Source organism: Salinivibrio sp. PR932 (genome assembly GCF_001996125.1).
Lineage (GTDB): Bacteria > Pseudomonadota > Gammaproteobacteria > Enterobacterales > Vibrionaceae > Salinivibrio > Salinivibrio proteolyticus.
This window is the reverse complement of the sequence record NZ_MUFM01000003.1, coordinates 150,934-165,649: the sequence shown is the minus strand read 5'-3', so window position 1 is coordinate 165,649 and position 14,716 is coordinate 150,934. Positions and strand designations below refer to the sequence as shown.

The 14,716-nt window shown below is 49.2% G+C and carries 15 protein-coding genes, 1 rRNA gene and 1 other RNA gene; 7 read left to right on the top strand and 10 right to left on the bottom strand.

Features of this window, described 5'->3' with window-relative positions; translation table 11 throughout:
- From BZG84_RS02380 to BZG84_RS02360, 5 genes are all read right to left on the bottom strand, one after another.
- Positions 1 to 138, bottom strand: a 16S ribosomal RNA gene (locus BZG84_RS02380); the annotation flags it as partial.
- Positions 139 to 543: 405 nt separating this feature from the next.
- On the bottom strand, positions 544 to 966 hold the full coding sequence (locus BZG84_RS02375) for a type IV pilus modification PilV family protein (protein WP_069591131.1): 423 nt from the start codon (positions 964 to 966) through the stop codon (positions 544 to 546).
- A gap of 5 nt (positions 967 to 971) precedes the next feature.
- Positions 972 to 2,357, bottom strand: a complete 1,386-nt coding sequence (locus BZG84_RS02370) for a hypothetical protein (protein WP_077480958.1) — start codon at positions 2,355 to 2,357, stop codon at positions 972 to 974.
- The gene (locus BZG84_RS02365; RefSeq protein ID WP_077677960.1) at positions 2,354 to 2,992 is read right to left on the bottom strand and encodes a hypothetical protein; all 639 of its coding nucleotides are present in this window, start codon (positions 2,990 to 2,992) and stop codon (positions 2,354 to 2,356) included. Before BZG84_RS02365 ends, BZG84_RS02370 begins: the two co-directional genes overlap by 4 nt.
- A complete protein-coding gene (locus BZG84_RS02360) occupies positions 2,979 to 3,596 on the bottom strand; it encodes a pilus assembly FimT family protein (protein WP_077480962.1) in 618 nt (205 codons plus the stop codon). The genes BZG84_RS02365 and BZG84_RS02360 overlap by 14 nt, the downstream gene beginning before the upstream one ends.
- A 100-nt stretch (positions 3,597 to 3,696) precedes the next feature.
- Between BZG84_RS02360 and BZG84_RS02355 the strand changes: the two genes are divergently transcribed.
- The gene (locus BZG84_RS02355) at positions 3,697 to 4,152 is read left to right on the top strand and encodes a type IV pilin protein (protein WP_077480982.1); all 456 of its coding nucleotides are present in this window, start codon (positions 3,697 to 3,699) and stop codon (positions 4,150 to 4,152) included.
- Between the two features lie 64 nt (positions 4,153 to 4,216).
- Here the strand turns inward: BZG84_RS02355 and dnaJ are convergent, their stop codons facing one another.
- From dnaJ to grpE, 3 genes are all read right to left on the bottom strand, one after another.
- Positions 4,217 to 5,365 (bottom strand): molecular chaperone DnaJ, encoded by a 1,149-nt coding sequence (gene dnaJ / locus BZG84_RS02350; protein ID WP_077457704.1) that lies wholly within the window; start codon positions 5,363 to 5,365, stop codon positions 4,217 to 4,219.
- 119 nt (positions 5,366 to 5,484) lie between these two features.
- Entirely contained in the window at positions 5,485 to 7,407 is a 1,923-nt protein-coding gene (dnaK, locus tag BZG84_RS02345) for a molecular chaperone DnaK (protein WP_077480964.1), read from the bottom strand.
- A gap of 233 nt (positions 7,408 to 7,640) precedes the next feature.
- Positions 7,641 to 8,288: a nucleotide exchange factor GrpE gene (gene grpE / locus BZG84_RS02340; RefSeq protein ID WP_077480966.1), complete on the bottom strand. Its 648-nt coding sequence runs from the start codon at positions 8,286 to 8,288 to the stop codon at positions 7,641 to 7,643.
- Between the two features lie 173 nt (positions 8,289 to 8,461).
- Between grpE and nadK the strand changes: the two genes are divergently transcribed.
- From nadK to BZG84_RS02320, 4 genes are all read left to right on the top strand, one after another.
- Positions 8,462 to 9,343, top strand: a complete 882-nt coding sequence (gene nadK, locus BZG84_RS02335; RefSeq protein ID WP_077480968.1) for an NAD(+) kinase — start codon at positions 8,462 to 8,464, stop codon at positions 9,341 to 9,343.
- 173 nt (positions 9,344 to 9,516) lie between these two features.
- Positions 9,517 to 11,184, top strand: a complete 1,668-nt coding sequence (recN, locus tag BZG84_RS02330) for a DNA repair protein RecN (protein WP_077480970.1) — start codon at positions 9,517 to 9,519, stop codon at positions 11,182 to 11,184.
- 256 nt (positions 11,185 to 11,440) lie between these two features.
- Positions 11,441 to 11,797 (top strand): outer membrane protein assembly factor BamE, encoded by a 357-nt coding sequence (gene bamE / locus BZG84_RS02325; RefSeq protein ID WP_069591158.1) that lies wholly within the window; start codon positions 11,441 to 11,443, stop codon positions 11,795 to 11,797.
- 91 nt (positions 11,798 to 11,888) lie between these two features.
- Positions 11,889 to 12,710, top strand: coding sequence for an alpha/beta fold hydrolase (locus tag BZG84_RS02320; protein ID WP_077480972.1), 822 nt, complete (start codon positions 11,889 to 11,891; stop codon positions 12,708 to 12,710).
- Between the two features lie 93 nt (positions 12,711 to 12,803).
- On the opposite strand, the gene BZG84_RS02315 is transcribed toward BZG84_RS02320, so the two are convergent.
- Entirely contained in the window at positions 12,804 to 13,154 is a 351-nt protein-coding gene (locus BZG84_RS02315) for an RnfH family protein (protein ID WP_077480974.1), read from the bottom strand.
- Entirely contained in the window at positions 13,147 to 13,578 is a 432-nt protein-coding gene (locus BZG84_RS02310; protein ID WP_069591154.1) for an SRPBCC family protein, read from the bottom strand. Before BZG84_RS02310 ends, BZG84_RS02315 begins: the two co-directional genes overlap by 8 nt.
- A 157-nt stretch (positions 13,579 to 13,735) precedes the next feature.
- Here BZG84_RS02310 and smpB point away from each other — a divergent pair, with 157 nt between their 5' ends.
- Positions 13,736 to 14,221 carry an SsrA-binding protein SmpB gene (smpB, locus tag BZG84_RS02305; RefSeq protein ID WP_069591156.1) on the top strand — a complete coding sequence of 162 codons (486 nt, stop codon included), beginning with the start codon at positions 13,736 to 13,738 and terminating at the stop codon, positions 14,219 to 14,221.
- 47 nt (positions 14,222 to 14,268) lie between these two features.
- Positions 14,269 to 14,635: a transfer-messenger RNA gene (ssrA, locus tag BZG84_RS02300) on the top strand.
- The last annotated feature ends 81 nt before the right edge of the window (positions 14,636 to 14,716 follow it).

The window sequence follows — 14,716 nt, the reverse complement described above, 5'->3', positions numbered from 1 at the left end:
CCCAGCCGTTACTCACCCGTCCGCCGCTCGACGTCCAGTAAATCCACCGAAGCTTCAATACTGCCGTTTCCGCTCGACTTGCATGTGTTAGGCCTGCCGCCAGCGTTCAATCTGAGCCATGATCAAACTCTTCAATTAAAGTTTTTTCGAAACCGAAGTTTCAGCTCAATGAATACTGATTACTGTTTCTCTCCRAAGAGAAAAACGAATTGACTGTGCCGAACAACTRTAAAAGTTGTCGTTTGGTCACTCAGTTCATCGAATAAATCTTTTTGTCTATTCTCAACGAGTGCCCACACAGATTGCATAGGTCAAATTGTTAAAGAGCATCGCTCAATCTTGAGCGGGAGTGGCATTTTACGCCACCGAGGCAGTGAGTCAAGCTTTTTGTTTACTTGGCTTTGCTGCCGTTTGTTAGCGCGGTTTGCCGTGCCAACGAGGAGCGCATTATAGAGATGTATTTTTGTGACGCAAGGGGTTTTTAAAGAAAAAACACCGACCGCACAAAAAACACACAAAAGGGTGTGTTAAAGGGGGCTGGGTTTAACCATGGCGATGGATAGAAGCGGTAAAATAAAAGGTTAACGACTGGGAAATTCCTCGGCTATCTTTCCAACTTACAATCACTTCCAACTGTTTAGCATAAGGGCCTGTCTCCCCCATCAAGGTTTTCGTGGTTTTCGCTTCTAGTTGGTAAGGCGTCTCTTTGGTTTCAATCAAGCACCCAGCAATATTTGAAAGCCCAATCATTTCTCCATTGTTTGCTGAGCATGGTGTATCAGTGTTGATGCGCTGCCAAAGGGCGAGTTGATCACTGGCAATATGCATGGCTCCTTCGGCTAGCCGAGCATTATATTGCCGAGCTTCAATCTCTGCGGTGAGGCTATACAGCCCTAACCCCGTGACAGAGACCAGCACCAGCGCAATCATTATCTCTAAAAATGAAAAGCCAGATTGAGACTTCATCGCCTTTACCCTCCACTGGGTGGTGTTAGGTTGTAATAGCTATTGGGTAAGGGCCTTAACTGTCCGAGCCCCTCAAAACTAGCACGCTTATTACCATCATCATAATTAGCAACCAACGAGCCATTAATGACGGTATTGCCATCAGGTACATCGATGATAAATGCACCATTGGTTTTAAAACTACCATCAAACCAGAAGGGGACACGGCTTGCCTCATCAAACGTGTTGACATTTCCAGTGATTATTTGACAAAGCACTTGAGTGTTTTCGGTGGCGGGATAAGAGCAGGAGGCCGAACTTCCTTTCTCAGTCATCCCCCACTGTTTTGCAAATTCATTGGCCTGAATAGTGGGGTTAAACTGATACACTGCGCCGTTAAAGGGATCGATCGTACCACGAAGTGCCATAATACCATCTTGTACAACCAACAACACAGGTGGGACGTGTGGGCCACTCGGCAAATTCTCTTCTCCTCCACGACTTAAATCACAAGGCCCATCGACCCAGACTTTCACGTTAAGTTGTCCGCGCCCCTGTTCCATCGCATTGTAGACCGATTCATAACATTTCGATGCATCGCCATGCGTTTCAACGATGGTTCCGCCTTTTTCCTCAAACTGCTGTTTGGCAAGCCGCCACTGTGAACGCGGGACACCAAAAAAGTCTTGGAAAAGATCCATGTCCTTCACATTGGTTTGTACATCTTTTCTGAGCAGCTTCCTTGTCTCATCGCGGCTATCCGCAACTTCGCCATACTCGACTTTAGTTTTATACTCATCTGCACATTCTTTACCCTCTTCTAAGTGGACGGTAAATGTGTTTTTGCTTTCGTGATTCCCCTGATTACTTTTATCTGGTTGATCTGGCTTTTTGGGGCTAATTTTCACCTCACCACCGGCAATAATGGACTGACATTCATAGCTATCATCGTCACGTTTTTTGCCCTTCGCCGGCCGCCAGTCATTCCCGCCGTAAAATAACGCCGAACCTGACGTGACAAATGCCGCCGCGCGACCGCCTCCCGCGCTTTGCAAGGTGACTCCAACCTCCTGCTGATGTGAGTGACTACTTAGCCGCCACAACGAGGGATTGTTTGGCCAAGGCGCTAGCTCTAATCGACTTCCAGCCACACCTTGGCACTCTGATAATTGAGTCAGCCCTTCGGCCGCCTCACCGGATGAGAGGTCGAGGCCCTCTTGATAAATTTTCGCCACCGCACAATCTAACCCCGCCCAAGCCCGAGAGAGGTACTCTTGGGTTTTAATTCGTGCCTGCGCTTGCTGGATATCATTAATCGCACGCCGACTCACGCCAAACACTATCAACAGTGCAATCAAAGCAATACTGGCCACCACAACGAGCGTTGCAATACCGGTTTGTGTCTTCCTCATAACTGCCTCATTGTGTTGCGTAATACCAGAGTACGAGATAGGGTTTCTTGCGTGTGTGGGGCCTCTTTTAATGCAGCAGATAAGGTGATAGTTAGGGCGGTAACTATGCGATCATTAGGCGTACTCACTTCTTCGCGCTCAAAAGTCAGGTTATCGATCACAATGTTGCGTGAAGAAATATCTCGCCAGTAACCGGACTGGCACGTCCAGTTGGATGTGTCGTCGTGGTTCTCGTAGATTTCTACAGCCTGCTTATCAGCATCAAACCGAAAGCCTTTGACATCATCTTTTCCTGCATCCAACTGAGGAACGACGCCCGTCTGTTGGTAGGCAAACCGAATGCATTGCCCCTGATTGTTGCTGCCAGTGTCGCCAATCAAAATCAGATGCTTATCTACTTGGAACGCTGCTGTCTCACCACACTGATAACACAATCCGGCTCGACGAATATCTGCCTCCATCATGGTCAGTAAGCGGCTTAGCTCAAGGGACAAGCTAGTCTTCGCATCAAGACGGGTTTGAGTCACACTGGCAGACGTCATCATCGATAATGCCGCTAACATGACCATTAAACTAACCGATAAACCGATAAGCAGTTCGAGCAAGCCATACCCCCACTGATTAACTACTCGCATCTTTTTCACCCTCAGTACGGCAAGTTGTGTTGTCTTTGTTTTTACAATAGCTGAAACCAAGGTACTGACGGACTTGCACGATATAGTCTGGCTGTTGGCTGTTGTCGGTGCTTAATCCCAGTGTGAGGTTGAGGCTTGGCCGCTGGGTGCGAAAGTCAACCGTAAATAGTCCGGGTGATTCTTCGTCTGCGTCTACTTCTTCTACATCTTGCCACTCTTCTTTAACTTTTCTTTTTAGCGTGACCTGTTTATCCAACCTCACCATCAAGGCTTGGGTTTGGTGACAGTCGAGAGACGTTGGCTGTCGGCCTGCTGATGTTCGGGCTGTGGACACTGGCTCTGCTTTGGCAACAATGCAATCCACCCCATCCTCACTCACGAAGCTGACAACATACGGACGATTTTCTTCAACGGCTCGGCTTTGTGCTAATTGAAACAAACTGGTGAGTGCCGCACTGTCGTTAGCAACCAGCGTCGCTTGGCGCGCTTTTTGAAAGTTAGGAAACGCAACACTGCAGGTAATCGCGACCACAGCCAGCGCAATCAGTGACTCAATTAAAGTAAAGCCATGAGAAAGCCGCCTAAGATGAAGGGTAAAACGCATACTGCCTCCCAAGTTAATCGCCCACCGATTGATGATGAGAGTACCACTGCCTTAGGCTGGATGACCGTTTAGTGACAGAGTCTTCGAGAGGCTAACAAAAATGAGCTTTAACAGTATCTCACGCTTACAAAAAGGCGTGACATTAGTCGAATTACTGTTTGGGGTCGCCATTATTGCTACGCTAGTCGGCATTGCGTTACCCGTCTATTCTCATTACAAACAGCAACAAGAAAGGCAACATGCAAAGCGTAACCTGGTCCAGTTACAAGCATGGGTAGAGGATCATTTTATTACCCATCAATCGTTTCCTAACGCCAGCGACCAAACTGAGTTAAAAGACAAGTTGTGCGAAAACTGTCAGCTATCTCAACGCTACAACTTTGCAGTGCATGGGCAAACAAAAAGCTATTATGTCACTGCCACGCCGCGTCAAGAAACCTCGCAGGAGAAAGACCCCTGTGGTGCACTAACCCTTTACCCGAGTGGCCTAATCGCCGCGCAATCGAACCATAAAGACTGCCCGCTTCCCCATCTTCAAGCTCCGACTAAAGGATAAAAAAATAGCCAGCACGGGGCTGGCTATTCATCACTTTAGTTGTTCTTTAGACAAGTGGTATTCATTAACCGGTAAGGTCATCGAAGAATTTCTTCACGCCATCGAAAAAGCCTTCTGATTTTGGCTTATGCTTTTTCGCTTCGCTTCCACTGAATGACTCTTCAAGCTCTTGTAAAAGCTCTTTTTGACGGCTGCTCAATTTGACAGGAGTTTCAACCACCAGCTTACAAATGAGATCACCCATACCGCCGCCACGTACGGATTGTACGCCTTTGCCACGCATGCGGAACATACGACCCGTTTGCGTTTCGGCCGGCACTTTCAAGCTTACACGGCCATCCAATGTCGGCACTTCAACTTCGCCGCCGAGTGCGGCCATTGTGAAGCTAACCGGTACTTCGCAGTAAAGATTATTACCATCACGGGTGAAAATATGGTGCTCACGAATGTGTACTTGTACGTACAAATCACCCGCTGGGGCACCGTTTTCTCCGGCTTCACCTTCACCTGATAGACGAATTCGATCCCCTGTATCGACGCCAGCTGGAATTTTCACATTCAGGTGTTTGGTCTTTTTCACACGACCTTGACCATGACAGCTGTTACAAGGGTCTTTAATAATGGAGCCGCTACCATGACAGGTTGGACAGGTTTGCTGCACAGCAAAGAAACCTTGGCGCATTTGCACCTGACCAATACCATTACAGGTACCACAGGTTTGCTTTTGCGAGCCAGGTTTGGCACCGCTGCCATGACACGTATCACAGCCTACATAGGTCGGGACTTCGATCTCTTTGCTGACGCCACGGACCGCCTCTTCAAGCGTTAGCTCCATGTTATAGCGCAGATCGGCACCACGTTGCGCGCGTTGCTGACCACCGCGACGCCCTCCGCCGAATATATCGCCGAATACGTCACCAAAAATATCGCTAAAGTCAGCGCCACCGCCGAAACCACCGCCGCCGAAGCCGCCGCCACCCATACCGCCTTGTTCAAAGGCTGCGTGGCCATATTGATCATAGGCAGCGCGTTTTTGTGGGTCGGTCAGCACTTCGTACGCCAGCTTAATTTCTTTGAACTGGTCAGCGGCATCTTCGCCTTTATTACGGTCTGGGTGATATTTCATCGCCAGCCGCTTATAGGCTTTTTTAATATCGCGCTCGCTCGCATCGCGGCTTAGACCGAGCACTTCATATAAATCTCTTTTTGACATGGTCTGACTGCACCTGTTTACGTCAACAAAACAAAGACGTTCAAATCACGGTTTGATAAAACGACGGGCGAAGGAGATTGCTCCCCTACGCCCGTGCTTACTAACGACAGCGCTTTCGCTTATTTCTTGTCGTCGTCTTTGACTTCTTCAAACTCAGCGTCAACGACGTCATCGTCTTGTTTCGCTGAATCTGCACCGGCGTCTTGTTGCGCCTGCTCAGCTTGTGCTTGCTGCTGAGCAATTTCCATCAGTTTTGATGAAGCCGCGACCAGTGCTTGTACTTTCGCATCGATGGCTTCTTTATCTTCGCCATTGCGCGCAGTTTCAAGCTCAGAGATCGCTGTTTCGATCTTCTCTTTGTCTTCTGCTGGCAGTTTGTCGCCGGCTTCTTCAACTTGCTTACGGGTGCCGTGAACCAGCTGATCCGCTTGGTTACGTGCAGTGGCGAGCTCTTCGAACTTCTTGTCCGCTTCTTTGTTCGCTTCTGCTTCTTGAACCATCTTCTCAACTTCTTCATCACTCAAGCCGCCAGACGCTTGGATGGTGATTTTCTGCTCTTGACCCGTTTGCTTGTCTTTCGCAGACACGTTCAAGATACCATCAGCATCAAGATCGAAGGTCACTTCGATTTGTGGCACACCACGTGGCGCAGGCTGAATGCCTTCTAGGTTAAACTGACCCAGTGATTTGTTATGCATGGCTTGCTTACGCTCGCCTTGAATCACGTGGATAGTTACCGCGCTTTGGTTGTCTTCCGCCGTCGAGAACACTTGGTTCGCTTTAGTTGGGATCGTGGTGTTTTTCTCGATGAGCTTGGTCATCACACCGCCCATGGTTTCAATACCCAGTGACAGAGGCGTTACGTCAAGCAGTAGCACGTCTTTTACGTCGCCTGCCAGTACACCACCTTGCACTGCCGCACCAACAGCAACCGCTTCATCAGGGTTCACGTCTTTACGTGGGTCTTTACCGAAGTACTCAGCAACTTTCGCCTGTACCATTGGCATACGGGTTTGACCACCTACCAAGATGACATCAGTGATTTCATCAACAGACAGCTCAGCGTCTGCCAGAGCAACTTTCATTGGCTCAAGAGAACGTTGAACCAAATCTTCAACCAAAGACTCAAGCTTGGCGCGCGTTACCTTGATGTTCATGTGCTTAGGACCAGTAGCATCCGCAGTCACATAAGGCAGGTTAACGTCAGTTTGCTGCGCAGAAGAGAGCTCGATTTTCGCTTTTTCTGCCGCTTCTTTCAGACGTTGCATCGCCAATGGGTCTTGACGCAAGTCGATGCCTTGCTCTTTCTTAAACTCGTCGACCAAGTAAGTGATCAGACGGTTATCAAAGTCTTCACCACCTAGGTGCGTGTCACCGTTAGTCGCCAGTACTTCGAACGTTTGCTCGCCATCTACTTCATCGATTTCGATGATAGAGATATCGAAGGTACCACCACCCAAGTCATAAACTGCGATAGTGCGATCGCCGCCTTTCTTGTCTAGACCATAGGCCAGTGCGGCTGCAGTTGGCTCGTTGATGATACGCTTAACTTCTAGACCTGCGATACGACCAGCATCCTTAGTTGCTTGACGCTGAGAGTCGTTAAAGTAAGCAGGTACTGTGATAACCGCGCCAGTCACTTCCTCACCGAGGAAGTCTTCAGCGGTTTTCTTCATTTTCTTCAGAACCTCAGCAGAGACCTGAGGTGCAGCCATTTTCTGGCCTTTCGCCTCAACCCACGCATCGCCATTGTCAGCTTTGACAATTTTGTATGGCATGATGCTAATGTCGCGCTGTACTTCTTCGTCTTCAAAACGACGACCGATCAAACGTTTGATCGCGAACAGGGTGTTTTCTGGGTTTGTCACCGCCTGACGCTTTGCAGGTTGACCGACTAGCGTTTCACCGTCTTGTGTATAAGCGATGATTGAAGGTGTTGTACGATCACCTTCTGCGTTTTCAATCACGCGTGCTTTTTCACCGTCTAGTACAGCGACACATGAGTTGGTTGTACCCAAGTCAATACCAATGATTTTACCCATCTGGTGCTCTCCGAAATTCGTTCTGTGGCTTTATTGCGTTACACCCTATGTGGGGGTAACCGTGAGAGGTTCAACCCCTCACCGCAAATTTTTATTTAACGCTGCAATCTAAATAAGGGCAGCATGCTTGTTTTCAAGGTCTGCGATAAAAAAAACCGCATTTTTTAGGCCTTTTATATCGAGTGGCTGACAAAAAGGCCTGTATTTATTGACGTTTTCGACGTCAGACCTTGTTACGCTTTTTCGTCAACGTTGCCTTGTGGTGCTTTAGATACCATCACCATCGCTGGGCGCACGACGCGACCATTTAGCTCGTAACCTTTTTGCATCACCATCATCACGGTGTTTGGCTCGTGCTCAGCGCTTTCTTGGATTGACATCGCTTGGTGCAGTTCAGGATTGAATGGCTGACCTTGCGGATCAATTGCGTTCAGGCCGAACTTTTCAACCGTATCAGTCATGGTTTTTAGGGTAAGCTCCACCCCTTCAACCATAGGCTTGATGGCTTCGTTTTCTTTATCCGCCATCTCGACAGCACGCTCCATGTTATCAATCACGGGCAACAGCTCACCGGCAAACTTCTCTAGCGCGAATTTACGCGCTTTATCGATTTCTTGCTCAGTACGACGGCGCATATTGTCGACATCCGCACGGGCACGCAGCACGCTGTCTTGCTGCTCTTTCACTTTCGCTTCACTGGCTTCAAGTGCGGCTTCAAGCTCGGTAATACGTGCAATCATGGCCTCGGTCTCGGCGTCTTCGATATCCGCCGCACTACCGCTCACTTGTTGCTCAGTGGCCTGCTCTGCGTTTTTGGCTTCAGCAGCTTGCGCTTGTTTTACGGCTTCCTGCTCTTGCTTCACTTTCTGTTCTTCGCTCATGATCACTCCGACACAAATGGCATTGCCCAGCACGCCACTGGGACTATTCAACTTGATTGACGGGGTTATTATGGGGATGAATATTCACGATTCAACCATCAGGCCAACCCAAATCACGACAATCGCGATTTTGCCGCGTTATACTGGGCACAAATAGACACAGGATCCGCATTATGTCGACACCTTTTACACGCATTGCGCTTATCGGTAAGCCTCGTAACCCAGAGGCCGTGAACACACACATTAGCCTTTATCATTGGCTCACCGAGCGTGGTTATGAGGTGTGCATTGATACGCGTCTTAGTACTAATTTGGGATTACCCGATGCGCATTACTTGGATCTTGTTACGATTGGTCAACATGCTGACTTAGCCATTGTGATTGGGGGCGATGGCAACATGCTGGGCGCTGCACGCGTGTTATCGCGCAGTGACATCAAGGTGATTGGAGTGAATCGGGGCAATTTAGGCTTTTTGACCGACTTAGATCCCGACGCCTTCGAAAACGCGCTTGAAGCCGTCTTGAGCGGTGAATATATGGAAGAAGATCGGTTTTTACTCGAAACCGAGATCCACCGTCATGACCAAGTCAAAAGTCATAATGCCTCATTGAACGAAGCAGTGCTCCACCCAGGGCAAGTGGCGCATATGATTGAGTTTGAAGTTTACATTAACGAACAGTTTGCCTTTTCTCAGCGCTCCGACGGGATCATTATTTCAACCCCCACCGGCTCCACGGCGTACAGTTTATCGGGAGGCGGCCCAATTCTCTCTCCGAGCCTAAACGCGATTTCACTGGTCCCTATGTTCCCTCACACCCTATCCAGCCGTCCGTTAGTCGTCGATGGCAACCGCCGCATTAAACTGCTGGTTTCGCCCGATAACCGCGGCACGCTGGAAGTCAGTTGCGACGGACAAGTCTCTCTTCCTGTGAACCCTGGCGACGAAGTGCATATTTATAAAAGCCCGGCCACGCTGAAGCTTATCCATCCCAAAGATTACAATTATTACAACACGTTACGCACCAAGCTAGGCTGGTCGTCGAAACTCTTCTAATCGCTTCCCTTGCCGTAAAAGGGCATAAAAGCAGGTTCGCCTGCTTTTTTGGTGTGCAATTTTTGTGCGGAAACTCCCAGAAGGAACAATTCTTCTTTTTACATATTCACTGGATGTAAAAACAGTATATACTGTATCTATACACAGTTGTTGATAGATACAGGTGTTTTCCTATGTTAGCCGATATGACCATTCAAAACTTTGCCATCGTGAAATCCTTGGAGTTGGAGTTTAGTAAAGGAATGACGGCGATCACCGGAGAGACAGGTGCAGGTAAATCGATTTCTATCGATGCACTCGGCCTTTGCCTAGGCGACCGCGCGGACGCCAATATGGTGCGTCCCGGTGAAAAACGCGCAGAGATCACCGCCAGTTTTACCCTCGAACAAAACAGTGCCGCGCGTCGTTGGTTGCAAGATAATGAGCTTGAAGACGGCGACGACTGTATTCTTCGTCGCGTGATTACCAAGGAAGGCCGCTCTCGTGCTTATATTAACGGTAACCCTGTCCCTGCCTCACAGCAAAAAGCCTTAGGACAACTACTGATTAATGTCCATGGCCAACACGCTCACCAACAACTGTTGCGCCCAGAACACCAGATCACCCTGCTCGACCAATATGCCGGACACCAATCACTGCTTGATAAGATGGCGTCTCGCTACCAACGTTGGCGTCGTGCTAAAAACGAGTTAAAGGCACTGATCAAGAAAAAAGACGATCTCGATGCCCAGCAACAACTGCTGGAATATCAAGTCGGCGAATTGAACGAGCTGGCACTAGGCGAAGAGGAATACCAGCAGATTGAAGAAGAACACAAGCGCTTATCAAACAGCGGCGATATTGCGATGACAAGCCAAGCGGTCGTGGATTTGCTCAGTGATAACGAAGACGCTAACGCGCTCAACCTTTTAAATGCCGCGCAGCAACGCTTGGTTGAACTGGCCACACTGGACAGTCAATTTGAGCCCTTAGCCACACTTATCGAAGAAGCGCGCATTCAAGCGCAAGAAGCGAGTCAAGAAGTGACCAGTTACCTCGACCGGTTAGACATGGATCCGCAACGCTTACAATATCTTGATGAGCGCATGAGCACGATTATGAGATTGTCACGCAAACATCATGTGCAACCCGAAGCGCTTTATCAAACGCACCAACAATTGATCCAAGAACTGGATAAGTTAGCCCATAATGATGAGGCGATTGAGCAGCTCCAAGCCGACGTGGATGCGCATTTTGCCGCCTGTTTGGACACGGCAGAAAAACTCAGTAAAAGCCGACGTCGTTATGCCCGTGAGCTCAATAAACTGATCACGCAAAGCATGCACCAACTGAGCATGGAGCACGGTACCTTTGAAATCCAAGTCGAAAACAAAGCCGACACTCATCTAAGTCCCTTAGGGGGAGATGCGGTGGCCTTTTTGGTGTCAACCAACCCGGGTCAACCGCTGCAACCGCTCGCAAGGGTTGCCTCTGGCGGTGAGTTATCTCGGATTTCATTAGCCATTCAAGTGATCACCGCCCAAAAAGTGGAAACCCCGAGTCTGATCTTTGATGAAGTCGATGTCGGTATCAGTGGTCCAACAGCGGCGATTGTCGGTAAGTTACTGCGTCAATTGGGCCAATCGACCCAAGTAATGTGCGTAACACACTTACCACAAGTCGCCGGATGCGGGCATCAGCAAATGTTTGTCGCCAAGCAAACAGAAAAAGGCACCACGACCACCCGTATGTATCCGTTGGCCCGCGAAGAACGCATCAATGAACTGGCACGCCTACTCGGCGGTAGCGAGATCACCGAACGTACGCTGGCCAATGCCGAAGACTTGCTGGTTGCCGCATAGCATGCGTCAACCTATGGCACTCAACGATTCGCGACACCTCACAAACCTGTGAGCGTGTCGCCTTTTTCTCTTTTTAGGGCGAACTTTTTTCGATTCTTCCCATCCAATCGCTAGTCGCGAGCAGGTTTTTTACATATATTCCGAGCTTGTTTATACTCATTCGCCTTTCGTCAGGGACGAAAAAGCCTGTATCCACGGAACGATTTGCGTGTGAGTGATATTATTTGCCATCAACGAGACAGTGAAGATGTTAACTATGGGTTGGACTAAAGCCGCCATTGCTGCCCTAATGGCAATTGCCATTACTGGCTGTTCTTACGCCGAGAAACTGGTTTATCGCGTCGATATCAATCAGGGCAATTACATTGAAGAAAAAGCCGTAGACTCACTTAAGTTTGGCATGACCAAAGAGCAGGTTAAGTTCTTACTCGGCCCTCCTATGCTGGTCGAATCTGGCTACCCAAACACGTGGTATTTTGTCCAATGGCAACAGCCTGGTCACCAAGCACCAACACAAAAAGATCTCGTGCTCTCTTTTGATGACAACAACCAGTTAGTCAAGGTCGATGGTGACTTCACGCCGGGTGAAAGCTTTTTCGAAGCCGTCCAATAATTCACGTTTCCGCGCGGTATCGCCACTGCGCGGAGCTCCTATGCCTTCGCGTTCATGGTAGTCTTAAGCTTTTACGCTTAGCTATCACACTATGAAACATATCTTCGAACACCATGGAAAACGCCTTGCTTACCAAGATGTTGGACAAGGGCCTGTTCTGTTATTCGGCCATAGCTACCTGTGGGACAGTGCCATGTGGGCGCCTCAGGTTGAAGTGTTAAGTCGCCATTACCGTTGCATTGTGCCTGACTTGTGGGCCCACGGGGACTCAGACGATGCCCCCGAGCAGACACACTCGCTCGCTGATATTGCGGCAGATATGCTCGCACTGCTCGATCACCTCAACATTGAACAGGTCACGCTCATTGGTCTGTCCGTTGGCGGAATGTGGGGCGTTGAGTTTGCTCAGTTAGCGCCTTCGCGTTTGAAAGCATTGGTGTTAATGGACACCTTTGTCGGTCGCGAGCCCGAGGTAACGCACCAAAAATACATGGGAATGCTCACCACTATCGAGCAAGTCCAGCATGTCCCCGCGCCGCTTCTCGACGCCATCGTGCCACTGTTTTTCGCCCCCGCCACGCTGGCACAGCAACCGCACTTCGTCGACGCTTTCCATCACTCGCTCCAGCAACTTGAAGGCGATCGCGCTAACGCCGTCGCGCGTATTGGCCGTCTTACCTTTGACCGTCGCGATCAAATCGATGCTCTCGCCAAATTAGCATTGCCCGTGCTGATTATGGTGGGGCAACACGATGTGGCCCGTCCGCCGCTTGAGAGCTATTTGATGCAAGATGAGCTCACAGGCGCGGAGCTCACACTGATCCCAGAGGCAGGACATATTGCCAACCTTGAGCAACCAGAACGAGTTACCGAACGTTTGATGCATTTTTTACAACACGTCTATCGAGACTAATGCGTTAACAAGACAACTATCCGCGCTCTCTTGATACAAAAAACGCCGAGAGTCGGCGTTTTTTCATGTTCGTTGCGAAAGCCGTTGACGGCGTTAAGAGCGCTTGCGCTGGGTATCCACGCGTCCGCCCGTAACAGGATCCGCTTTTCCTTCTTGCTTCGCGCGTTCCGCTCGGCGTCGGCGAATTTCTTTGGGATCCGCCTGCAGTGGGCGATAAATCTCAATACGATCCCCATCACGCACTTGTGCATCCAGCTTCACGGTGCGGCTGAAGATGCCGACTTTATTATTGTCTAAATCAATCTCTGGGTAAGCTTTAAGCACACCAGATTGGCGAATAATCTCTTCAACGGTCGATTGTGGTTTCACCACACAATTAAAAATCCGCTGTTCATTCGGCAATGCGTAGACCACCTCAACACGGAGTAGTGTTTCTTCACTCATAGATCGTTTTCGCTCGTTCAGTAAATGCTTTCACCATACTACTTGTTAGCTCGCTGAAGATACGACCAAACGCCACTTCAACTAATCGATTGGTAAACTCAAATTCAAGATCGAGCTCAATTTTACAGGCGTCGCTGGAAAGCGGTGTAAAACGCCAACCTCCGCTCAGCCGTTTAAATGGCCCATCGACCAATGTCATATCAATGCGCGTGTTTTCCACCAAGTAATTTTTGGTCGTAAAGGTTTTCTTGATGCCTGCCTTCGCCACGTCTAACGATGCCACCATGGTTGTGTCAGTGTGCTCAATCAAGCGTGTGCTCACGCACCCAGGCAAAAACTGTGGATAGGCCTCAACATCATTCACCAAGGCAAACATTTGCTCAGCACTGTAGGGCACTAAAGCCGAGCGGATAATTTGCGGCATAAGGACTCCTTGCAAGTTAACCGCGAAATCATACCACCGCCGCATCTATTCACCAAAGCGTGCAGACGCGTGTATCGACAAATACAGATGCGCATCACTCAGGCTCGTGCGATAATCCTTTCATTCCTCAACACATAGCCTTTATAATGCGCCCACTATGGCTAAGAAAAACGCAAAGAACAAAGCAAGCAGTAACACCATCGCGCTGAATAAAAAAGCTCGCCATGAGTTCTTCATCGAAGATGACTTTGAGGCCGGGCTTGAGCTACAAGGCTGGGAAGTAAAATCTCTCCGCGCCGGTAAAGCCAATATCAGCGAAAGTTATGTGTTGCTGAAAGACGGGGAAGCCTTTTTGTTCGGGGCAACCATCACCCCGCTTAATGTGGCCTCCACCCATGTGGTGGCTGATCCTCAGCGTACACGCAAGCTCTTGCTTAAGCGTCGTGAGCTTGATACCTTGATCGGAAAAGTTAACCGGGATGGTTTCACAGTCGTGGCTCTTTCCCTGTACTGGAAAAAATCCTTCGCCAAGCTCAAAATCGGCTTAGCAAAAGGTAAAAAACTTCACGATAAACGCGATACCGCGAAAGACAGAGACTGGCAACGTCAAAAAGCCAGAATCATGAAAAACGCAGCACGTTAATCGTTGACGCGGCAGATCAATATGTTAGACTCTGCCGTCCAAACTCTGGGGCTGATTCAGGATTCGACAGGATTGAGAAGGCCCGTGGAGCATGCCGAGGGGCGGTTGGCCTCGTAAAAAGCCGCAAAAAAATAGTCGCAAACGACGAAAACTACGCACTAGCAGCTTAATAACCTGTTGAGTGCCTATCCTCCCTAGCCTTCGCCTGTAGGACGGGGATCAAGGATAGTCAAAACCAAACAGGATCGCGTGGATGCTTTGACCCGAAAGCTGAAGCGTTAAATCTAAGTCGGGTATGTCTTTGTGTGGCGTGTTTGTCCGCAGCACACTGACGAGATTAAAGACAAACTAAGCATGTAGCGCCATTGGTTAGACTGATTCTGGACGCGGGTTCAACTCCCGCCAGCTCCACCAATCGATTGGAAAGGGCGGTAAGTCACTGATTTACCGCCCTTTTTGTATTCAGAATTTCGATATTAGGCTGTTTGTACTACA